Below are 23,791 nucleotides of genomic sequence, written 5' to 3'. Positions count from 1 at the left end.
CTTGACAAACCCATGTACGCCATCTCCTGTTATTATTAAGATGGGCTTAAGGCTGATTTTGACTATTGTCAGTCCTATTCTACATGATTTTTTCACAGGGGTGTTGCATTTAATATTGCAATTTAAGGGATTATAAAAAATCTTTAAACTTCTTGACTTTTTTTCTTAAAGTGTTATAATTAATTGTTGTTAGCACTTTGAATATATATTGCCCAATCGCCAAGCGGTAAGGCACTTGACTCTGACTCAAGCATTCGAGGGTTCGAATCCTTCTTGGGCAGCCAAATAAAAAACTATGCACTTTGTGCATAGTTTTTTATTTTTAATCGCTAATCTACAATACTTATGATTTTTAAAAACTAGTAACTAGCGATTAAAAATTCGCTTTAAATCTAGAACTTTATATCCTTTAAAAGGTCAGCAAATATATAGTTTCCTTCATCCTTATCATTATACTTTTCTATTTCCTCTGCTGTTTTATTTTCAGCTTCCTTAATGCTAAGAGCCATTTTCTTTTCTTCTGGATTAATTTCTAGTATTTTAACCTTTACTTTATCTCCAATTTTTAATACTTGAGATGGTTTTGCTATATTCTCATCAGTAATCTCAGTGACATGAACTAACCCCTCTATCCCCGGTTCTATTTCTACAAAAGCACCAAAATCTAGTAACCTTACTACTGTTCCTTCTAAAATATCATTTACTTTATACTTAAATGCTGCATTATTCCAAGGATCTCCTTCTACGTCCTTTAATCCAAGGGATATTCTTCCCTTTTCCTTATCAAAATCTATTACATATACTTCTACCTTATCTCCTTCTTTAACAACTTCTGAAGGATGATTTACTCTTTTCCAAGACAAATCAGAATTGTGAATTAAGCCATCTACTCCTCCTAAATTAACAAAAGCACCAAATTTTGCAAGTCTTGATACAATTCCAGTTCTTTTTTCTCCTTTTTTAAGAGAATTCCAAAGAGTTTCCTTTTTCTCTTCTGCTTCTTTCCTTTCAACTTCTTTTCTTGATAACACAACTCTTCTCTTTTTTTCATCAAATTCTATTACTTTAACAACTAGATTCTTGCCTACAAATTGATTTAAGTCCTTTACAAAAGAGTTTGAAGCATGAGAAGCTGGTATAAAACATCTTACTTCATTTACGTAAGCCACTAATCCACCTTTAACAACTTCACTCACTTTTGCTTCTATAGTATTCCCTGTTTTATAACTTTCCTCTAAACTTTGCCATACTTTTAATTCGTCTGCTTTCTTTTTAGATAAGACTACATTGCCATCCTCATCTCTTACTTTAACAACATATACATCTATTTTATCCCCTGGTTTTAATATATCCTTGGGATTTATATCTTCATTTGAAAGTTCATCTTTCTTTATAATTCCATCACTTATATATCCTATATTTACTAAAACTTCACTATCAGATACAGAAATAACCTCTCCCTTTAAAACATCACCACTATAAATTGGTTTCATAGAATATTCTATTTCTGACATCATATCTTTCATAGACATTTCTTCTAGATTTTCACTACTCATGTCTTATCTCTCCTCGCTTTATCAAATATAATATTAAAAATATTCACTCTATTATAGTATAACAAAATTTTAATAAATGATAAACACGAAGATAGACTTCTTCCTTGTAAAATATGCTCTTGACAGTATTTTTTATTTAGCCTATAATAAAAAACTAAAAGGCTATAAATATTATTAAATATTATATTGCTATGATAAGGAGTAGTAGTATTTGATTCAATTTTAGAGAGCTGTCGGTTGGTGCAAGACAGTATTGATAAAATATGAACTTGCCTTGGAGCTTGTCTGCAAAAACAGACACGGATTAAACCGTTATTTTTTAGAGTGAAGCTTTATGCTTAATTAGAGTGGTACCGCGGAATTACAACTTTCGTCTCTTAATTTAGAGATGAAAGTTTTTATTTTTATTACTTAATTTCACTTAAGATTGAGGAGGTTACTTTAAATGGCTAACTACGGAACATCTGTAGATAAAAAGTGGCAAACTAAATGGGAAGAATCTGGTCTTCATAATTTTGATGAAAATGCACCAGGTGAAAAATTATATGTACTTGAAATGTTTTCATATCCTTCAGGAGCAAAGTTACATGCAGGACACTGGTTTAACTATGGTCCTACAGATTCCTGGGCTAGATTTAAAAAGATGCAGGGATATAATGTATTCCAACCTATGGGATTTGATGCCTTTGGCCTTCCTGCTGAAAACTATGCAATAAAAACTGGAATACATCCAAAAGACTCTACAATGCAAAACATAACTAATATGGAAGAACAATTAAGAGCTATGGGTGCTATGTTTAACTGGGATCATGAGGTTATAACTTGCCTTCCAGAATATTACAAATGGACTCAATGGGTATTTCTAAAATTATTTGAAAAAGGTCTCGCATATAGAAAAAATGCTCCAGTAAACTGGTGCCCTAGCTGTAATACAGTTCTTGCAAATGAGCAAGTTATAGAAGGACATTGCGAAAGATGTGATTCTGAGGTTGAAAAAAAAGACTTAACTCAATGGTTCCTAAAAATAACACATTATGCCGATGAACTTTTAGAAAAGCTTGATGAATTAGACTGGCCAGAAAAGACCAAAGCAATGCAAAAACACTGGATTGGAAAATCAAAAGGAGCACAGGTTACATTCAAAGTTGAAAATTCTGATTTGACTTTTGACGTGTTTACTACAAGAGTTGATACTCTAAACGGGGTAACTTATGTTGTATTAGCTCCTGAAACTCCTTTAGTTGATAAGATTACATTACCTGAATATAAAGATGCTGTGGAAGAATACAAAATTCAAGCACAAAAACAATCAGATATTGAAAGACAGTCTACTTCAAGAGAAAAAACAGGGGTGTTTACTGGTTCTTATGCTATAAACCCTATTAACGGAAAAAGAGTACCTATATGGGTTGGAGACTACGTATTAGCTACATATGGTACTGGATGCGTAATGGCTGTTCCTGCTCACGATGAACGTGACTTTGCTTTTGCTACAAAATATAATCTTCCAATAATTAGGGTTGTTGATGGAGGAGACTCTCTTCCTTATACTGGATATGGTCCTTTAGTTAACAGCGGAGAATTTGACGGCCTAAGCGGAGATAAAGCTAAAGAAGCTATAGTAAATAAACTTAAAGAACAAGGTCTTGGGGACTGGAAAATTAACTACAGGCTTCGTGATTGGCTTGTTTCAAGACAAAGATACTGGGGAGCACCTATTCCTGTAGTTTATTGCGATAAATGCGGAATAGTACCTGTACCTGAAGATCAGCTTCCTGTTGAACTTCCTTATGATATCGAATTTACTCCAGATGGAAAATCTCCGCTATCTAAAAGCGAAAGCTTTTTAAATACAACTTGTCCTAAGTGTGGAGGTCACGCAACTCGTGAATCTGACACTTTAGATACTTTTGTATGTTCTTCTTTCTATTATCTAAGATATGTAGATAATAAAAATAAAGAGAAATGCTTTGATTCTGATAAAGTTAATGCAATGCTGCCTGTAGACAAATATGTAGGCGGACCTGAGCATGCTACAATGCATCTATTATATGCTAGATTCATTACAAAAGCCTTAAGAGATATGGGATATTTAAACTTTGATGAACCTTTTAAATCTCTTACTCACCAAGGGTTAATACTTGGACCAGATGGTCAAAAAATGAGTAAATCAAAAGGAAATACCATCTCTCCAGATGATTACATCAAAGAGTTTGGTGCAGATGTATTTAGAATGTATCTAATGTTCGGATTTGCATATTCTGAAGGTGGAGCTTGGTCCGATGAAGGAATAAAATCTATAGGTAGATTTGTGGATAGAGTTGAGAGACTTCTAGAACAATGTAGAAATGAAATAAATAGCTCTAAAAATACAAATACATCAATGAATAAGGCTGAAAAAGAGCTTAACTATGCAAGACACTATGCTATAAAGCATGTTACTGAAGATACAGAAAAATTCCAGTTCAACACTTCTATTGCTAGAATAATGGAGTTTACAAATGCTTTATCTAAATATTTAAATGAAGAAAACAAAAATGTTAAGTTCTTAGAAGAAACAGTTATAGATTATATTAAGCTTTTAGCTCCTTTTGCTCCTCACTTTGCAGAAGAACAATGGGAACTACTTCAAAAGGACTTTTCAATATTTAATGAATCTTGGCCAAAGTTTGACCCTAGTGCATTAGTTAAAGATGAAGTTGAAATAGCTATTCAAGTAAGCGGAAAGATAAGAGCTAGAATGAATATACCTACTACTCTTACTGAAGACGAAATTAAAGAAGCTGCCCTTAACAATGAAACTATACAACAATTCATTAATGGTAAAACTATTATGAAAGTTATTGTTGTTAAAGGAAGATTGGTTAACATAGTGGCAAAATAAAAATTTTATGTCTAGCTTAAGATAATAAAAGAGAAATGCCTTAACAGCATTTCTCTTTTATTTATTATACATTTTAATACTTTTTTCTGTAGCTTGAAGTAATTTATTAAGTTCCCCAACTTCTCCTTCTGAAATGAGCTTATTCAATTGATTTCTATAGTTATCTGCTTCTATATTTCTTCCTATAGATATAAGAGTTAGTATATTTCCCATTATATCTGAGACTAGACTGGATTTTACCTCGAACAGCTTTTGAGCATCCATTATTTCATCCTTTATCTCAAGCATCTCTTGATCTAAATTAAAAGCTGCATCAGCTGCATTTTTTAACTTTTGTTTTATCTCATTTGGAATTTGATGCTTATATTTATAGTTTAGTGAATGTTCTACTGTTGCCCAAAAGTTCATGGCCAAGGTTCTTATCTGGAATTCAGCCAATATTTCCTTGACTCCATCTGCCATATTTACAGGATATTTTACAATTATATGATAACTTCTGTATCCACTTGGTTTTACATCAGTTATATAGTCTTTTTCATACATAATCTGCATATCTTTTCTTTTTCTGATTAAATCTACAACTCTATATATATCGTCAACAAATTGGCACATTATCCTAATACCAGCTATGTCTTCCATCTCATATTCTATTCTCTCTAATGGCATATTAAACTTATCTGCCTTTTCTAATATAGAAGAAAGTTCTTTTACCCTTCCTGTTACAAATTCAATAGGTGAATTTTCATTTTTTCTTCTGTATTCTCTTCTAATACTTTTAAATTTAACTTTTAGTTCCTCTACTGCCTGCTCATAAGGTATAAGAAACTTTTTCCACTCCCTTACTGCCATATAATTCATCCTTTACATATATATTATTTTTATACTAATTTAAAACTTTTTTAAGTACTATAATATTATATACAAAATTACTCCACATATAAATGTTTATTTAAAAAATTTATGTTTTTTTAAATTTTTTTGTTATAATTTACTTGTACAAAACTTTATCTAATGTAGGATGGTGTAAATAATGAATAACACATTTTCTCAATCTGATAAACTAAACTTTGATGAATTGAATTATCTATACGATAAAAAGGTAACCTGTCCTGTTTGTGGTGCTAATTTTACTGTAAAGGCTATTAAAACCTCTTCATATAGAATACAAGGCAAGGATAGTGATTTTTTTATTAGATATAATATAATAAATCCTTATTTTTATGATGTGTGGATATGCAATGATTGCGGATATTCTGCTATGAAGGTAGATTTTGATAAAATAAAAAGTTTTCAAAAGAATCTAGTCAAATCAAATATAACTCCTAAATGGAGACCTAGGACCTATAACGTACCTTATAATGTAAATACCGCCATTGAAAGATATAAACTATCTTTGTTAAATTATTTTTATATCGAATCTTATGCCAGTAAAAAAGCAATGAATTGCCTGAAGATAGCATGGATGTTTAGAATTCTAGAAGACAAAGATAATGAACAGAACTTTTTGAACCAAGCTTTGAAGAATTTTAACGATGCCTACTACAACGAAGATTTTCCTATATATGGTATGGATAAGTTTACTGTAATGTATTTAATAGGAGAACTTCATAGAAGATTAGGAAATAATGAAGATGCTCTTATTTGGTTCAGCAATGTAATAACTTCGCCAATGGCTTCGCAAAAAATAAAAAACATGGCAAGAGATCAAAAAGATTTAATAAAAAATCCTAATAATTTAAAAGAAAATGATTTCTCGCAGAGCAGTTCTAATAATAAAAAGGGATTCTTTTCATCTTTGTTTGGAAAGTAATACTTTATTAAATATAAACTCGGTTAGAATTTTAAATAATCTAACCGAGTTTATATTACTTTTATGGGATCAAAATTTATATAGTCACAAGAAGTCATTATATACTCAACTCCGTTATATGTTCCTTCAAAAACACGATTTAGCGATGGTCCATGCAAGTGCCCATATATCACCTTTTCTACACCATATTCTTCAAATATCTCTGTAAAATTAGAAGCTTCAAATTTGTCGTTTACCGGAGGATAATGAATCATAACAATTATTTTACTATATCCTGAACTAACAGCCTTGTCTAAAGATAGCTTTAGTCGTATTTGTTCTCTGTTGTATATTTTTATATCGTGACTACTGCTTTTATCCCCAGGAATAGTCCACCCTCTTGTACCACAAATTGCATAATCTTCATAACTAAAAAAGTTATTTTGAATAAAACTTATATCTTCATAAAGATTATTAAGCTTACTTATACTTCCCCACCAATAATCATGGTTTCCTTTAGAGATTATTTTTCTTCCAGGAAGATTGTGTATCCATTCCAAATCCGCTAAACCATCCTCCATCTTCATAGACCAGGAAACATCTCCTGCTATTAATACTGTGTCTTTATCATTAATTTTTTTTATCCAATTTTCCCTTATTCTCTCGTGATGATTATTCCACTGTTCTCCAAATACATCCATAGGCTTATCACTAGATAGGGACAAATGTAAGTCTGATATAGCATAAAGCCCTATTTTCATCACCCTCAATCTGCTAATCTATCTGTATCCATTATATAAGCAATTACCTCTGCCACAGCGTTATATAGTTCCTCTGGTATATAACTGCCTACATCTACATTAGTCAATAACTCTGCTAATTCTTTATTATACACTACTGGTACTTGGTTTTTTTCGGCTTCTTCAATTATTTTATCAGCTATATATCCCATTCCAGCTGCAGTTACTATAGGTGCATTATAATTACTTTCATATTTTAGAGCAGCCGCCCTTTTTTTCTTATTTTTACTTATATCTTGTTCCACAAAAGCCTCCTACTCATTAAACCATAAGGTTTATTCTCGTAAACTCACTATCTTCAAAAAAATCTCTGCATTCTACTAAATCTACTTCTTTATCTTTCTTCTTAACCTGTATACTTACATTATACCCTATATCAGAAAGCTTTCTCCATAGTTTTTCCTTACCTAGTTCTAAAATTTTTGTCCAAGATTCTTCACAGTTTATATCTACGTTAATATTGGAATTGAATACCTTAATATATGCATCTACAACTCCCATATTTATAGTTTTAACTGAAACTACGAATTTGACATTAGAGGAATCAATTTTTTTTCCTCTTTTTCTATCATCTTTGATAATAAGTTTGCATGGATACTCTTGATTATTAAACTTAACAGGTACATCTAAATAATAGTATTGGTTTGATATAGAATTAAATACTTTAAAGTCATCAGCTTTACTTTGCAAACTTTGGAATATATTATTAAAATTATCTGATTTACCATTATTATTTTCTTCTATACACCGCTTAATTATTTCCTTCATTTCACTAATCTTACTGCTTAACTCTTCCTTAATGTCATGAGAAATTTCTAGGACTTTATTATTGATATCATCATTTTTCCTAATTACTTCTTCTTTTACGTCACGGGACATTTCTAAAGTTTTATTGTTATCATTATCAGCTTTATTGTTTAATTCTTCTCTAATGTCATTAGAATTTTCTATGACTTTATTAGAAATATTATCAGAAACATCTTGTTTTTTAATTAAAGAATCACTCTCAATTTTTCCCCAATCTAACAGACTTTTAAGCATTTCTTTTCCTGATATCTCTTTACTACTTCCTGAGAAATTATCATTTTTAGAGTGCAACTGTAACTCTTTAAGATTTGATAATGATTCCTTATCACTATTAATCTCAGGTAAATTTTCAGTATTATCTATGACTTCCTTATAATCTTTATAAAGATATACATTCCGCTTTTCTAAACTTTTAGGAGAAATATTAGAATTATCTTGTCCAATATTAATCAAAGCTTTAAATACATCTAAAGTTTCCTTGTCCACATTATTAAAGCTTTTAACGTTATCAAAAGTAAAATCTATATTTCTCTCCAACATAGATGTTAGTACTTTTTTATTAGGCTCATCAAACTTATAAAAAAGTTCATTTAATAGCTTTTGAACAACTTTCCCATTTTCAGTTTTTATATCAATATTCTTATTTTCTAAATATTTTAATATAGGTGTTTCTAAGTCCTTTGTTATTATTTCTAAGTTATTATTATGATTTGGCACTGTAATAATTGAACTTTCATTATCCTTTAACAAGCTTTTACCTAAATCAATCAAATCCTTATATATTACTGCAGATTCTTTGTTAATTCTATTAAAACTTTTAATGTTTTTCTCAGTGAGATCTATACCATTCTCTATAAGAGTAAAAAGTTCATCTATATTCAAATCTTTAAATTCTTTAAAAAATCCCTTTAGTATTTTTTGTATATCCTTTCCCTTTTGCTCCTCAATATCGATTCCCTTATTGTTTAAATATTTTGATATAAATATTTCCTCTTCTTTTGGATCTTCTATTATCTTATGTTGAAAATCTAATAAAGATTTCATTTTTGATATATTTTCTTTATTTAATGGCATATTATGTTTTATCATCTTTTCCAACATAACATAATTTTCTTCTTTTACGCTTATTCCTTGCTCTCTTAAAGTATCTAAAAGGGAACTTTCCTTGACTTCTCCTTTTTCTTCTCCAAGTACCTTTAATATAATTTTTCCATGCTCATATCCCTCGACTTCAAATTTTATTAATTTATTTGGTGTAAAATCTATTTTTTCTTTAATCTCAGCTGAAAATTGCCATCCATCTAAAAGCTTTAAAATAACTTCACTAGTTTCCTTATCTAAACTTATGATTCTAGCAGAGAAGCTTTCTCCTACTTCAAATAAAAGCCTCTTATGAATTCTTTTAGAGTTTACATTATAATTACCACTTATATTCAAAATTTCTGGCAATTGATTTCACCTCCAAATAAATTAATAACCAGCTTAATTAGGCCTAATACAAACTAATCTTTTCAATAAATTAATTCTAATCCCTAATTTCTAATCGCTAAAATTAAATAATAGCGACCAGAAACTAGAGATTAACAATAGTAATAACATATGAAAATAATTTTACTATTGTATAACTATTCTATAGTAATTTTTCTTTCCTTTTTTAACAAGAACACTTCCATCTTTAAAGTCTTCTTCTTTTAATGTTAGATTTGGATCTTCTACTTTATTATCGTTCATATATAGTCCACCTTGATCAATTAATCTTCTTCCTTCTTTTTTAGATGGGATTGCTTTTCCTCCTAATAATATATCTAAAAGAGATTTATTAAGATCTTCCTTGGATATTTCAATAGTTGGAACATTGCTCATGTCTGTTCCACCGCCAAATAATGCTTCAGATGCTGATTGAGCCTTCTTAGCTTCGTCTTCACCATGAACAAGTTTAGTTACCTCATAAGCCAAAACCTTTTTAGCTTCATTTATAGCAGCATCTTTTAAACTTCCAAGCCTTCTAACTTCATCCATTGGTAAGAAAGTAAGTAATGCTAAACACTTTTCTACGTCAGCATCATTCACATTTCTCCAGTATTGATAGAATTCATATGGTGAAGTTTTTTCTGGATCAAGCCACAAAGCTCCCTTTTGAGTTTTACCCATTTTCTTTCCTTCACTATTAGTTAATAATGTGCATGTCATTGCATAAGCTGGTTTTCTTTCTTTTCTTCTTATAAGATCCATACCAGCTATCATATTGGACCATTGGTCATCTCCACCAAGCTGCATAATACAACCATATCTTCTATTTAATTCTAAGAAATCATATCCTTGCATCAACATATAGTTAAATTCTAAAAAGGACAACCCTCTCTCTAGTCTTTGTTTAAAGCATTCTGCAGTAAGCATTTTATTTACTGAGAAGTGTACTCCAATTTCTCTTATAAATTCTACATAATTAAGATCTAAAAGCCAATCAGCATTATTAGCTAGTATAGCCTTACCATCTTCAAAATCTATAAATCTTTTAAGCTGTTTTTTTATTTTTTCTACATTACAATTTATCTCTTCCTTTGTAAGCATTTTTCTCATATCAGTTCTTCCACTTGGATCTCCAACCATTACAGTTCCACCGCCAACTAAAGCTATTGGCCTGTGTCCTGCTCTTTGCATATGAGACATAAACATTAATGCAATAAAATGTCCTACATGAAGACTGTCTGCTGTAGGATCAAAGCCTATATAGAATGTAACTTTTTCCTTTCCTAATAACTCTCTTATTTCATCCTCGTGGGTAGTTTGCTTTATATATCCACGTTCTTTTAAAATATCAAATACATTTTCCATTTTTAACCCTCCGTATAAATATTATATTTAAAATAAAAAGTCCCTTTATATTTTAAATATAAAGGGACGAATTTTCTCCGCGGTACCACCCAAATTGATATGCATTTCTATATGCATATCCGCTTATTCCCTATAACGTTGAGATATCCGTATCAACCTACTAGGCATAAATTGCTTTTCAGTCTAAGATTCAAGAATGTATTTCACCATACTCCTCAACTGGTTTGCACCACCCACCAGCTCTCTTAATGATTCATATGATTACTTCTTTCTATCATCATCTTTGTTCTTTATAGGTTTATCTATTATTATATAAACTTTCATTATAAATTGCAATAACAGAATTTAAAAAAATTGTTATACAATTTTCTTAAAGGTTCAATATTAAAGATTGTCACAATTTAGTTCAATCACGCAACATACTTTTTTACAAACTCTGGAATGGTATCCTTTTCAAAATTTATATTTATATGGAAATCAACCTCATATTTTTGTGATAATTTTTCCATGGCATAAAATAAATGTGCAGCATCCTCGATATCTCCTTCTATGATATTAAACAGTCCATCTATATAGATATTGGTAATATCATAGTCTTCCGATAAAATGCCGCACAAAAATCCGTAAAAATGACTACAATCCTTTAACCCATATTCTTCTGTTGAAATAAATCTAATTTTGCTATCCAATTGGAACATAGGTCTTTTGTCATCATCAATGTAAACTATATGGCCTTTTGAACTTTTAACTTTTTCGTTAGCAGAATCAATCAAAAATTTAGTTTTACCTGATCCTTTCCTATCACAAAAAACATGAAGCATGTTAACCACTCCTTTTTTATTTTTATAATATTAAATATAATCATTATAATTATATTTAACTTAATTATATAATATTCTGAATTTTCTTTCAATATATTGCTAAATCTTTTAACATATTATTCAAAATAAATATTAATTTCTATATTTACTTATAATTTATCCTTCACTATATTTACACCTGGATAAATTACTTTAAAGCTATTATCTCTTAATGAATTTACAAATATAACCTTTCCCATTTGTTTAAAGGCTTTTTTTATTCTTGAAAATCCTTTTCCTGATTTGAGAAATCTGTTGTTGTCATCTAAAGTTATAAGCTTTTCATAAATCCACATATTTCTTTTTATATAATTATGAGAATATATTCCCTCATCCTTTATATCTTTTAATAGTACTCCAGGGCTGATTACTTTTATACTATTATGCCCTATTACAACTTCAATCTCTTTATTCATAATAGTATAATCCCTGTATAAAACTGCATTTTTAACAGCTTCATGAACAGCAAATGAAGGATAATTCTTAGGAATTATCTCTGACATTATCTCTTCACTTTTATCTAAAATACCTAGTAAATCTCCCTGTATTATATTGACTTCATCCACATCTTTATTCACCTTATTTATAATTCTCACCATATTATGAGGAGCATATATATAATTTACCTTGGAAAAAACTAACAGACCACCTAATGTTACGTAATATCTCTTATCTTCCTCATCCAAATGTACTATTCTTGTATTTTCCATAAGGATTAACCTATTCTTATCATTTGCTTCAATACCATGTTTTTTAAAATATTTATCTATTAAATCAATATCTAAATCTTCTATACTGCTTTTCACAACAGGAGTTAGTTCTATGTTTAAATTCATATTTTCTTGAAGTGCTGTAATTAACTCCTGCTTTCTCATAGTATCTGTAGTAGAGCCCCTTCTAATATAAAAAGTCCCGTTTTCTTTAAACTGATATGGCTTCTGGCTGCTCTGAAATATAGTTATAACAGCTATATCTTTTCCTTCTATATTAAAAGTTTCTAAAATAATAGGTATAGGTGGCTCACATCTTGAGCATACTATTTGTTGAATTTGCTCTTCTGTAAAGCTAGATTTTTCAATTCCAACTATTTTTCTTGTTTTATCTTCTACACCTATTATAAGGTATCCTCTTCCTCCTCTAGAATTTGCTATAGCACAAATATCTTTTGCTAACTCTTTTTTACCATTTTCAGAGCTTAAATCTAACTGCAGCTTATAATCTAATTTTACCCCCTCATGCTTTTTTAACAAGCTCATCAATTTTTTCTTATTCATAACTTCTACCCTCAATTTCATGCTTATTATATTGTATTCAAAAAATGACGATGAATTCCTCATCGTCCTACTTATTAATGACTTTATTTTTCCCTTTTTTCTTAGCTGCATACAACCTAGAATCAGCTACGCTTATCATCTCGTTTATATTTGTACCATCAATTGGATAATAGCTTATTCCAAAACTAGCAGTAATTTTTTTCTCAATATCTTTATACCTTACAACATTTTCGCTTATTTTTATTCTTATATTATCTATTTTTTTATAAACCTCTTCCATATCAGTTACTTTTCTTATGCAGATTATGATTTCTTCTCCTCCATATCGTGCTATTAAATCGTTTTTATCATCTATATTATGCAGTATTATATTCGTAGTCTGTATTAATGTTTTATCACCAAATTGATGACCATATTTATCATTTACTTCTTTGAAATTATCTAAATCCATCATTACAAATGCAACTATTTCCATTGGATTTTTTGATAGAATGTCTTCTACAGTCTCAAAAAAATATTTTCTATTGTATATTCCAAGCAAAGGATCTCTTATAGCCATTTCTCTTATTCTATTATATAAAGCATTATTCTCTAGAGCAATCGCTATCTGATTTGCTATGTTAGAAATAAACTTTATATGTTCGTATCCAAAATAGTTATTAAGTCCATGTTCAACTAATATATATCCCATAAACTTTTCTCCTAAATATATAGGAACACCTATTACGGAATGTATATCGCTTTTTGAGGTTTCTTTTAAAAATATTGTCTCCTTAGAGTTTATTATAAATGCTTTTCCGTTAAGTAAATCTTTATATTCATCCTCGCAAAAATTATAATTCTTATTTTGAACATTAGTAGCTTTAACCACTAAGCAGCCATTCTCCATAATGTAGATTGAAGAATATGTGGCCCCTAATATTCCGATTATCATATCATTTATCATTGGAATTAAATTTTTATCGCTAAGGTAAGAATTTATATACTTACTTATTTCTACTATATTTATTATAGAATCTAACTTTTTTTCTAGTTTTATATTTTTTTCTGTTATCATTTGAATAGTAGCCTCAGCAAAACTCTGGTATGTTTCAAATTCATCTTTTAGTTTTAAGAATTCTTCCTTATACTTATCTTTTAACTCTCCATCACATTTTCCCATATAGCCCCATTTTCTCCCAAATTATCAAATTAAAACTCATATATAGTGCAAATTTTGTATATTATTTAAGTTGACACTTTAATTATATCATATTTTATAGAACTATATTAGCATATTTTAAAGCTTTTTTTATAGTTGAACTAAGAGGGAGACTTATTATTATTCCCGCTATAGCTTGAGCTATATTTCCTGGTATATCTTTCATAGCAATAATAAATGCTTCATTTAAAGTTGCAGCTTTCAAAACAATAAATCTAGCCAAAATCACTCCGCTGAAATAGTAAGCAGCAATCATAAATATGCCTGCTATTAAGAAAGCAAACAAGTTATTTATAAAGCTTTCTCCATTATAATTTTTTCTATGTGCAATGCTTCCTGCTATTAATCCCATTAGCCCTTTTATCACAAAAGTAAATGGAGCCCAAGCAGTATACCCATTTAGTAAATCAAATAAACTCATTCCAATAGCAGCAGAAATGGCTCCTTTTTTCTTTTTTAGTAAAACGGCCCCTAAAAGCACCATACTATCTCCTAAATGCACAACTCCCATAAAAGAAGGTATATGAGCTATAGATGTCATTACAAAAATTACAGCTGCCATTAATCCTACTTGAATAATATCGTGTATAGCTGCGGCTCTTGAACTTAAATTAGTCTTTTCATAATCCATAATCTTTTCCCCCACTTTGTTATATTATTAATTTAATTATAGAATAATATATGTATTAAGCAACTGTATCGATACAAATTCAAAAAATACTATCTCAACTTTAATTTTATTGTCCGCAAAGCTATTTATAATTATCATTGTTCTGCAAATACTATTATTAATTTAATTTAAGTAGAAAGAAGAGAAACTAATATGAGTATATTCAACTGGATAGGAGGATTTATTCTTATTATATGGCTTTTAGCCATATTGTTTAAAATAGGAAATGCTTTAATCCATGATTTACTTATTCTTGCATTCATAATTTTTATTATAGGTCTTTTATATGATGAAAATAAATCTAAATAGGGAGATTAATTCCTAGAAAGGGGTGAAAGCTGTTTAAGTCAGCTAAACATTATGACATTAGAAAATAAGCATACATATTGGAATATTATAAATAGAGGATATATACGTTACCCAACTTTAAGCAAAAATGAAAAATGCGATGTGGTAGTAATAGGTGGTGGTATATCTGGTTGCTTAACTACCTATTTTCTTTCTCAGCATAATTTAGATACTATATTAATCGAAAAGTATCTTGTAGCTAACGGCAGTACTTATAGCAATCTAGGATTTTTAGAAAATAAAACTGATTTTTCTTATAATAAACTTACAGAGCTTGTAGGTAAAGAAAGTGCTTATAGAGCAGAAAAATTATGCAAAAGATCTGTTGATATTTTAGAAAATATTCTTTATAACATAAACTATAAGCATATTTTTCAAAGAAAGGATTTTAAATATATTTATAATGACCCTCGCAAAAAATATTCAGAAAATTATACTGTAGTAGAAAATTGTGCTATAGTAGACCCTTTTAAATTGTGTCATGTAATTTTAAGGGCTTCACTAAAAAAAAATGCTAGAGTTTATGAAAATACTTGCGCTATTGGATATGATTATTATTCTAATAATTTAAGAGTCAACTTAAAGAACTCTAATTATATAGAGTGTAAAAATATAATTTTTACAGATATATGGAGTTCTTATAAATTAATAAAAGAATGGGAACTATTAGACAGGTCTAAAATTTATAATATAATTACAGAACCTTTAGATAATATATACATTGATTTTCTTCAAAAACATATAATTTTACAGGAAGATGATGATTTATACACTTATATTAAAGCAACCATTGATAAAAGACTTATGATTTCAGAATTCAATGGTGCTTCTAGTCCTGATAAAGAATCTGAACTTTTAAATAAACTAAAAGATATTCTACCTTACCCTGAAACCTTAAAAGGTGAATACTTTCTTGAAAAAAACTATGCCCAATCTCCTGATGGACTTCCTTATATAGGAAAGCATCCAAAATTCGATGGCTGTTACTTTAATCTAGCTGTTGGCAGAAATAATATATGTTATAGCTTAATTGGCGCTGAAATCATAAAGGATTTAATTCTTTACGAAAGCAGTCCAGATGCTAAAATATTTAGTTTTGAAAGAAACTAAATATTTAGTGGAGAAGCTTAGAAAAATCTACTTAATTGAGTCCAAAACTTCTCCACTACTGTATTACTTCACTTTCTTTATTACTCTTCGCTTTTGCCTATATCGGAAAGTACAAGTCCTTTATTGTGATCAAGAGCCCATTGTATTCCCCAATCATTTGAGAATATCAATAAGTCTTTATCCTTTAAATCTTTAACAACCTTGGTATCACTTGTGATGTTAAGGTCTTCTGGTGCTACCTCTGACTTTTCAATCCATCTTATATGCCTAAACGGAAGTCTCTCAAGTTTGATATCTACGTTATATTCATTTTTAAGTCTATATTCCAAAACTTCAAATTGAAGTACTCCCACAACTCCTACAATAATTTCTTCTACTCCAATAAATAATTCTTTAAATACTTGGATTGCTCCTTCTTGAGCAATCTGAGTCACACCTTTTATAAACTGCTTTCTTTTCATAGTGTCTACTGTTCTTACTTTTGCAAAATGCTCTGGAGCAAAGGTTGGTATTCCTTCAAATTTAAATTTGTTTGAAACTGGACATAAAGTATCTCCTATTCCAAATATACCCGGATCAAATACTCCAATTATATCTCCAGCATAAGCTTCCTCGACTATTTCCCTCTCCTCCGCTAAAAACTGCTGAGGTTGAGTTAACTTTATCTTTTTTCCCTGCTGAACGTGATATACTTCCATACCTTTAGTGTATTTTCCTGAACAAATTCTCATAAAAGCAATTCTGTCTCTATGAGCCTTATTCATGTTTGCTTGAATTTTAAATACAAAAGCTGAAAAGTCCTCGCTAAATACATCTATTTTACCCTTATCTGTATTTCTAGCTAAAGGTGGTGGAGTAAGTTTTAAGAACTCATTAAGAAATGGCTCTACTCCAAAATTCGTTAAAGCACTTCCAAAAAATACAGGAGTAAGCTCTCCATTTTTTATCTTTTCTAAATCAAATTCTTCTCCAGCCTCTTCAATAAGTTCTATTTCTTCTAATAATTTTTCATGTAAATCTTCACCAATTATTTCTTTTATATTGCTGTCTTCTAAGTTTCCTTCAATAATTTCTACTTCGCTTGAACCATGGTTTCCACCATTAAACAGTAATATATGCTTTTTTTCCCTATCATATACACCTTTAAAATCAGCTCCACATCCTATTGGCCAGTTCATAGGATAAGATTTTATACCAAGCTCATTTTCTATATCGTCTAACAAAACAAAAGGATCTTTAGTTTCTCTATCCATCTTGTTTATAAAAGTGAATATAGGTATTTCTCTTAAACTGCATACATGAAATAACTTTCTTGTTTGTTCCTCTACCCCTTTAGCTCCATCAATTACCATAACTGCACTATCTGCAGCCATAAGGGTTCTGTATGTGTCCTCACTAAAATCCTGGTGTCCTGGGGTATCCAATATATTTATGCAATGATTTGCATAATTAAACTGTAAAACTGAAGATGTAACAGAAATCCCCCTTTGTTTTTCTATTTCCATCCAGTCAGACACAGCATGTTTTGCTGCTCTTCTTGCTTTTACAGAACCAGCCTCTCTTATAGCTCCTCCATATAGCAGTAATTTTTCTGTAAGCGTTGTTTTACCAGCATCTGGGTGAGATATTATAGCAAAGGTTCTTCTTTTTTCTATTTCTTTTCTTAAGTCTGCCACCTTTTTCTCCTCTTTCCATATTATTAAAAATTAACTATGATTTTTTACGTTTAAATTATTTTAAAAAATATAAGAAATTCAACAATCTGTTAGAACATATTTCTTTCCTTTATTGATTTTATATTTATTATAGCTCCTTGTCAAACCTATCTATTGCAGCATTGCAAAAGAATTTTTTCACCTTAATTTACTATGTAGCATTATGCAAAATAAAATAATATATTTAAATACTTTTTTTGCATGTTATAATATTAATGCTAGATAAAAATTATAAATTATAAATGATGGAGGCTTTTTAATGTTTAAACTAATTGCATTAGATATGGATGGAACTCTTTTAAATGAAGAGAAAAAAATCTCTAAAGAAAACATGATTGCTATAAAAAAAGCCAAAGAAAAAGGCGTTAAAGTTGTTTTAGCAACTGGAAGACCTATAAAAGGCGTAGAAAATTACTTAAGTGAATTAGATCTTATAAGCGATGAAGATTATTGTATAACTTACAATGGTTCTTTAGTTGTAAACACAGGTACTAATGAACTATTAACTCAGGTTTTGCTTAAGTCTAAGGATGTTCATTATCTATACGATTTAAGTAAAAAGTTGGACATAGATATTCATGCTTTAACTACATCTGGCTGCATCACACCTAAATTAAGCGAATATACTGAACTTGAAATAAAAATGAATAATATTCCTTTTGAAGAAATAGATTTTAATAAAATAGAAGACGATACTGAAATAGTAAAAGTCATGTTCGTAGGAGAAGAAAAAAGACTTTCAGCTGTTATTGAAAAACTGCCTAAGGAAGTATACGAAAAATATAATGTTGTTAGAAGTGCTCCTTACTTCTTAGAGTTTTTGGATAAAAATGTAAGCAAAGGTACTGGGGTGAAATCTCTAGCAGAGAAGCTTGATATAAATCGCAATGAAATAATCTGTGTAGGAGATGCTGGCAATGATATTGATATGATAAAGTATGCTGGCCTTGGTGTTGCTATGGAAAATGCTTTCCCTGAAGTAAAAAAAGCTGCAAATTATGTAACCTACTCTAATGAAGAACATGGAGTTGCTCATGTTATAAATAAGTTTATACTTTCAGATTCACTGCAAAATTATTAAATATTTTAACGTCAACTACTCCCTTTTCTGTATAAAAAAGTTATCTAATTACAAAAATATATAAAAAACGCAGGCTTAGAGGTAAAGATGTACCACAACCTACGATTTATTAAAAGATATGATTTAATTTTAAAGAAGATTATTTTACTTAGCTAATGGTATAAACCCTATCTTCTTTTTCATTTTTCTTAGAGTTTTGTTGGCTACATAATTTGCCTTTTCTGCACCTTTTTTATAAATACTTTCAAGATATTCTTTGTTAGATATAAGTTCTTTTACCTTAGTTTGAATTGGTTCAAGCTCTTCTACTATAGCTTCTGCTACATCCTTTTTAAATTGAGCATATCCTTGACCTTCATATTCTTTCTCTATTTCCTCAATAGTCTTTCCTTTAATTACGCTTAAAATTGTAATTAAGTTTTTAACTCCAGGCTGTTCATCACTGAATCTTACTACTCCTATGCTATCTGTAACAGCTCTTGATATTTTCTTTCTGATAACTTCTGGTGAATCCATTACAAGTATATAGGAATTAGGATTATCAGAAGACTTAGACATCTTTTTAGTAGGGTCTTGAAGATCCATGATTTTTGCTCCAGCCTTTGGTATATATGGTTCTGGTATTTTAAAAGTAGGACTGTATGCATTGTTAAATCTTTCAGCAATATCACGCGTTAATTCCAAGTGTTGTTTTTGATCTCCTCCAACTGGAACTAAATCAGCTTGATATAAAAGTATATCTGCTGCCATAAGCACTGGATAGTTGAAAAGTCCTGCACCTATATTATTTCCATATCTCTTTGACTTATCTTTATATTGAGTCATTCTTGAAAGTTCACCCATATATGTGTTACAGTTTAAAATCCATGCAGCTTCAGCATGGGCTGGCACATGAGATTGTATAAATATTGTATTTTTTTCTGGATCTATTCCTGAAGCAATATATACAGCAAGAACCTCAAGAGTTCTTCTTCTCAAATCTTTTGGTTCTTGTCTTACTGTTATAGCATGCATATCAACTATACAATAGTAGCAATCATATTCATCTTGAAGTTTAACCCAGTTTTTTAAGGCTCCAAGATAATTTCCTAAAGTAAGTTCTCCTGAAGGCTGTATTCCACTAAAAATAACCTTTTTTTGTTCAGCGTTTTCCAAGATGTATCCCTCCGATTTCTATTATTAAAGTTTATAATTATTGACAAAGCTATAATAATAAAACCCTATATAACATTTTTTTGTCATATAGGGCGTAATACGCACGCGGTGCCACCTAAATTCAAAATACTAAAAGTATTTCCTCTCACGGATATATAAATATATCCTGTCTTTGTATCGTAAGACTAAAACGTTTAGAACTACTTGAAATTTCATTCTAAAATCTCAAAGACCCATTCAGCTTAAGCATAATTGCCGTAATCCCACCACATACAGCTCTCTGAAAATCTGTTTTTAAGCCTACTTGCTTCTTTTCATCGATTAAAATTATACTTTTTAAATATAATATTCTTATTATTGATTTTTGTCAATAGCACTTTCAAAATCTATAATAATTTGTATTTTTATAAAACATTATTATTTTACTCTAAAAAACAAAGATCCAGCTCTAATAAAATTCAGAGCACAAGACCTTTGTTTCTTAGCTTAATATATTTGAAAATTGAAATTGGACCGAACTACTAATTATTTAAAGCTTAAAGCTCTAATTCACCTTTTATTAGATCTTCATATGACTGTCTTTTACAAATAAGCTTTGCACTGCCATCCTTAACCAATACTACTGCAGCTCTAGGAATCTTGTTATAATTACTGGACATTGAATATCCATAAGCCCCAGTACTTAATACTGCTAATATATCCCCGCTTTCAGCTTTAGGAATTTCCACATTACTTAATAATATGTCTCCTGACTCGCAGCATTTTCCAGATACTGTAACAGTTTCTTTTAAAGATGAATTTGCCTTATTTGCTATAAGACATTCATAGTTTGCATTATAAAGTGCAGGTCTAATGTTATCTGTCATTCCTCCATCTACAGCTACATACTTTCTTACTTCCGGAACTTCTTTTATTGATCCTATAGTATATAGGGTAGTACCTGCATTACCAACTATAGACCTTCCTGGTTCAATAATTAAACTTGGCAATTTTATATTTAAATCTTTGCTGCTGATTTCTGCCTCTTCTAATATAGCATTACAAAATTCTTCAAATTCCCTTGGTGAATCTCCTTCATTGTAATATATACCGAATCCGCCGCCTAAATCTAACTCTTTCATCTCATAATTCAATTTATCTTTAACTTCTCTTATCAAAGAAAGCATTATTTTTACTGCATCTCTATAAGGTTGTATATCAAAAATCTGAGAACCAATATGACAATGAAACCCCATAAGTTCTATATTTTTAAGATAGTTTGCTCTCTCTACAGCCTGAAGCGTTTGATTTTGGAGCATAGTAAATCCAAACTTAGAATCTATTTGTCCAGTTTTTATATAAGCATGAGTATGCGCTTCTATTCCTGGAGTAATTCTTAAAAGTATTTTTTGAGTCTTTCCATACTTTTCAGCTATTTCATTTATTTTTTCAATCTCATAGAAGTTATCTGCAATGAATCTACCTACTCCAAGTTTAATTCCCATCTCTATTTCTTCTAAAGTTTTATTATTTCCATGGAAAAGTACCTTCTCCATAGGAAATTTACTTTTATAGGCAGTATATAACTCTCCACCTGAAACAACATCAAGGCATAAGCCTTCCTCGTTTATTATCTGGCACATTGCTATAGTCAAAAATGCCTTACCAGCGTAAGCCACTCTATTTTGTCCTTTATCTACTTTAAACCCTTTATAATATCTTCTACAATTATTTCTTATCAATTCTTCATCCATAACATATAAAGGAGTTCCAAATTCCTTTACCAATTTTAATGTGCTAACGCCCCCTATATATAATTCTTCATTCTCAATTTTCATAGTTCCAAATAGTTTCATTTTAAAGCCCCCAGTCTATTTTTAAAGATTAAATTCATTTGCTACAATTTGAATCGCCTTAGCTTTATCTTGTTGACTTATAGCACAAGTAATCCTTATCTCAGATGTTGTAATCATTTTTACATTTATATTATTTTCACTAAACAACTTGAACATTTTAGCAGCTACACCTGAAGTATTCTTCATTCCTATTCCTACAACTGAAAACTTAGTTATATCCTCATCTATTGATATATTTTCATCACTTGCAAAGTTCTTTATTATTTTCATACATTCTTCCTGTTCATCCTTAGGAATAGTAAAAGATACATTCACTTTATCATTTAAAGGTGCAGTTTGACTTATCATATCTATATTGATTTTCTTGCTTCCTATAGATTCAAATAAATTTGATAAAATATTTATATCTGCATCTATATCCTTTAAAGTTACTGCTATATCATCATCACTAGTTGCAAGTCCTGTTACTGGTTTACTTTCTAAATTCATTTTGTCTACCCCCTTAATAATTGTTCCTTTAACATCACTATTGCTCAAACCTACATATATAGGAATGTTATATTTTTGAGCAAGTTCTATAGATCTTGAATGCATAACTTGAGCTCCTAGGCTAGATAACTCTAGCATTTCCTCATAGTCAATAACATCTAACTTTTTCGCATATTTATATTTTCTAGGATCTACGCTGTATATTCCATCAACATCTGTATAGATTTCACATATTCCCTTAAGCTTAACAGCTAAAGCAACTGCAGATGTATCAGAACCTCCTCTTCCTAAAGTGATTATATCTCCATCTTCATTAATTCCTTGAAATCCTGCTACAATTACAATTTTTCCCTCTTTCAAACTTTCACTTATTTTAGTGTCTTCTATATCATCAATTAAGCCTTTTCCATATTGTCCACTGGTTTTTATACCTATTTGATATGCAGTATAACTTACTGCATCATATCCTTTTTCTTTTATTGCCATAGAAAGTAATGCACAAGACATCATCTCTCCTGTAGACATTAGAACATCCAATTCTCTCTTATCTGGATTTTTAGAAATTTGCTTAGCTAAAGATATTAGATCATCTGTTGTATCACCCATTGCAGATACAACGACTACTAAATCATCTCCCTGCTCTTTCCTTTTTATTAAAGTATCCGCAATTCTTTTTATTTTTTCTGTTGTGGCTACGGAACTTCCACCATATTTTTGTACAACTATACCCATATGTATAACCCCCTTTTTAGTAACCATTGTACAATTTTTTCATTTTAAATGCTTTGCGGTTATTTAGGTTAGAGGTTAATAAGATTTTTAATCTCTAGACGTTAAGCAATGGAAAATTGATAATTTTGTTTTTATTGAAGGTAACACTCTTCGAAATAATACTTATTTTAATATAAAAAAATATTACGACAAGGACACCCTCGCCGCAATATATAAAATAAGACAAAATAAAATATATTCCGAACTAAGTGTACCTTGTAGCTCTCCACGTAAACTTAACGTGACAGCCTTACACATATTCTGTGCAAAGCCAGAAGATAAATTTGCCAATTTATCTTCTTCGGCCATAATTCCTTTCTTTGCTCGTCTTTGCCTGCCGGCTCTTAGCAAATACTCTTAATTACAGCACCTCTACCCTAGGTAACTAACATTATTAACTTTTAATCTTAAATTATCCATAGTTTATCATAATATTTTTTTATAATCAAGTACTTTTTATTGATTTTTCGGAAAAATTTATCACGGTTCATTGTATAATCAAATGCAATAGATAAAAAAGAAAAACCATAGTGAGAAAATCATGTATAATTGTTTTTGACAAGAAAACAAAACATGAGGTGCTCACTATGGCTCGAAATAATTGTAACACA

The 23,791-nt window shown here is 29.9% G+C and carries 19 protein-coding genes, 1 tRNA gene, 1 riboswitch and 3 other annotated features; of the genes, 6 read left to right on the top strand and 14 right to left on the bottom strand.

The annotated features are described in order from the left end of the window. The first annotated feature begins 209 nt into the window (after positions 1-209). Positions 210-284, top strand: a tRNA-Gln gene (locus CPAL_RS07530). 108 nt (positions 285-392) lie between these two features. Here the strand turns inward: CPAL_RS07530 and rpsA are convergent. After that, a complete protein-coding gene (gene rpsA, locus CPAL_RS07525; protein ID WP_061858109.1) occupies positions 393-1,556 on the bottom strand; it encodes a 30S ribosomal protein S1 in 1,164 nt (387 codons plus the stop codon). Positions 1,557-1,738: 182 nt separating this feature from the next. Next, positions 1,739-1,937, top strand: a binding site (T-box leader). Between the two features lie 64 nt (positions 1,938-2,001). On the opposite strand from rpsA, the gene leuS reads away from it, so the two are divergent. Continuing rightward, entirely contained in the window at positions 2,002-4,440 is a 2,439-nt protein-coding gene (gene leuS, locus CPAL_RS07520) for a leucine--tRNA ligase (RefSeq protein ID WP_106024354.1), read from the top strand. A 57-nt stretch (positions 4,441-4,497) separates the two neighbouring features. Here leuS and yjbM read toward each other — a convergent pair whose 3' ends face one another. Then, positions 4,498-5,289 carry a GTP diphosphokinase gene (yjbM, locus tag CPAL_RS07515; RefSeq protein WP_061858111.1) on the bottom strand — a complete coding sequence of 264 codons (792 nt, stop codon included), beginning with the start codon at positions 5,287-5,289 and terminating at the stop codon, positions 4,498-4,500. A 181-nt stretch (positions 5,290-5,470) separates the two neighbouring features. Here yjbM and CPAL_RS07510 point away from each other — a divergent pair, with 181 nt between their 5' ends. After that, positions 5,471-6,250, top strand: coding sequence for a DUF2225 domain-containing protein (locus CPAL_RS07510; protein WP_061858112.1), 780 nt, complete (start codon positions 5,471-5,473; stop codon positions 6,248-6,250). Between the two features lie 50 nt (positions 6,251-6,300). On the opposite strand, the gene CPAL_RS07505 is transcribed toward CPAL_RS07510, so the two are convergent. The 8 genes from CPAL_RS07505 to CPAL_RS07470 form a co-directional block, all read right to left on the bottom strand. Beyond that, entirely contained in the window at positions 6,301-6,984 is a 684-nt protein-coding gene (locus tag CPAL_RS07505) for a metallophosphoesterase (RefSeq protein WP_061858203.1), read from the bottom strand. An 11-nt stretch (positions 6,985-6,995) separates the two neighbouring features. Continuing rightward, positions 6,996-7,274: an EscU/YscU/HrcU family type III secretion system export apparatus switch protein gene (locus tag CPAL_RS07500; protein ID WP_420535949.1), complete on the bottom strand. Its 279-nt coding sequence runs from the start codon at positions 7,272-7,274 to the stop codon at positions 6,996-6,998. A gap of 16 nt (positions 7,275-7,290) precedes the next feature. After that, a complete protein-coding gene (locus tag CPAL_RS07495; protein ID WP_106024353.1) occupies positions 7,291-9,285 on the bottom strand; it encodes a hypothetical protein in 1,995 nt (664 codons plus the stop codon). A 165-nt stretch (positions 9,286-9,450) separates the two neighbouring features. After that, positions 9,451-10,671: a tyrosine--tRNA ligase gene (gene tyrS / locus CPAL_RS07490; protein ID WP_106024352.1), complete on the bottom strand. Its 1,221-nt coding sequence runs from the start codon at positions 10,669-10,671 to the stop codon at positions 9,451-9,453. A 59-nt stretch (positions 10,672-10,730) separates the two neighbouring features. After that, positions 10,731-10,958, bottom strand: a binding site (T-box leader). Positions 10,959-11,081: 123 nt separating this feature from the next. Continuing rightward, positions 11,082-11,492, bottom strand: coding sequence for a hypothetical protein (locus tag CPAL_RS07485; protein ID WP_061858115.1), 411 nt, complete (start codon positions 11,490-11,492; stop codon positions 11,082-11,084). A 149-nt stretch (positions 11,493-11,641) separates the two neighbouring features. Next, on the bottom strand, positions 11,642-12,805 hold the full coding sequence (locus CPAL_RS07480; RefSeq protein ID WP_061858116.1) for an AlbA family DNA-binding domain-containing protein: 1,164 nt from the start codon (positions 12,803-12,805) through the stop codon (positions 11,642-11,644). A gap of 67 nt (positions 12,806-12,872) precedes the next feature. After that, entirely contained in the window at positions 12,873-13,967 is a 1,095-nt protein-coding gene (locus CPAL_RS07475; RefSeq protein ID WP_106024351.1) for a sensor domain-containing diguanylate cyclase, read from the bottom strand. Between the two features lie 94 nt (positions 13,968-14,061). Continuing rightward, complete coding sequence (locus tag CPAL_RS07470) at positions 14,062-14,637, bottom strand: ECF transporter S component (RefSeq protein WP_061858118.1); 576 nt, start codon at positions 14,635-14,637, stop codon at positions 14,062-14,064. A 192-nt stretch (positions 14,638-14,829) separates the two neighbouring features. Between CPAL_RS07470 and CPAL_RS13885 the strand changes: the two genes are divergently transcribed. Then, on the top strand, positions 14,830-14,985 hold the full coding sequence (locus tag CPAL_RS13885) for a DUF5670 family protein (protein WP_165815399.1): 156 nt from the start codon (positions 14,830-14,832) through the stop codon (positions 14,983-14,985). A gap of 51 nt (positions 14,986-15,036) precedes the next feature. Then, a complete protein-coding gene (locus CPAL_RS07465) occupies positions 15,037-16,134 on the top strand; it encodes an NAD(P)/FAD-dependent oxidoreductase (RefSeq protein WP_061858119.1) in 1,098 nt (365 codons plus the stop codon). 80 nt (positions 16,135-16,214) lie between these two features. Here CPAL_RS07465 and CPAL_RS07460 read toward each other — a convergent pair whose 3' ends face one another. Next, the gene (locus CPAL_RS07460; protein WP_106024350.1) at positions 16,215-17,810 is read right to left on the bottom strand and encodes a peptide chain release factor 3; all 1,596 of its coding nucleotides are present in this window, start codon (positions 17,808-17,810) and stop codon (positions 16,215-16,217) included. Between the two features lie 298 nt (positions 17,811-18,108). On the opposite strand from CPAL_RS07460, the gene yidA reads away from it, so the two are divergent. Further along, a complete protein-coding gene (gene yidA / locus CPAL_RS07455) occupies positions 18,109-18,930 on the top strand; it encodes a sugar-phosphatase (protein ID WP_061858121.1) in 822 nt (273 codons plus the stop codon). A 144-nt stretch (positions 18,931-19,074) separates the two neighbouring features. Here yidA and trpS read toward each other — a convergent pair whose 3' ends face one another. From trpS to CPAL_RS07440, 3 genes are all read right to left on the bottom strand, one after another. Continuing rightward, positions 19,075-20,085: a tryptophan--tRNA ligase gene (gene trpS, locus CPAL_RS07450; RefSeq protein ID WP_207644346.1), complete on the bottom strand. Its 1,011-nt coding sequence runs from the start codon at positions 20,083-20,085 to the stop codon at positions 19,075-19,077. Between the two features lie 85 nt (positions 20,086-20,170). Beyond that, positions 20,171-20,412: a binding site (T-box leader), on the bottom strand. Positions 20,413-20,621: 209 nt separating this feature from the next. After that, positions 20,622-21,920: a diaminopimelate decarboxylase gene (lysA, locus tag CPAL_RS07445; RefSeq protein ID WP_061858123.1), complete on the bottom strand. Its 1,299-nt coding sequence runs from the start codon at positions 21,918-21,920 to the stop codon at positions 20,622-20,624. A gap of 21 nt (positions 21,921-21,941) precedes the next feature. Then, complete coding sequence (locus CPAL_RS07440) at positions 21,942-23,141, bottom strand: aspartate kinase (protein ID WP_106024349.1); 1,200 nt, start codon at positions 23,139-23,141, stop codon at positions 21,942-21,944. 250 nt (positions 23,142-23,391) lie between these two features. Continuing rightward, a riboswitch (Lysine riboswitch) is annotated at positions 23,392-23,563 on the bottom strand. Positions 23,564-23,791: the final 228 nt, after the last annotated feature.

The sequence above is a fragment of the Clostridium thermopalmarium DSM 5974 genome, from assembly GCF_002995795.1.
In the GTDB taxonomy this organism is placed as follows: domain Bacteria; phylum Bacillota; class Clostridia; order Clostridiales; family Clostridiaceae; genus Clostridium_H; species Clostridium_H thermopalmarium.
The sequence above is the reverse complement of the archived record's forward strand: the minus strand, read 5'-3'. Positions and strand labels throughout refer to the sequence as shown.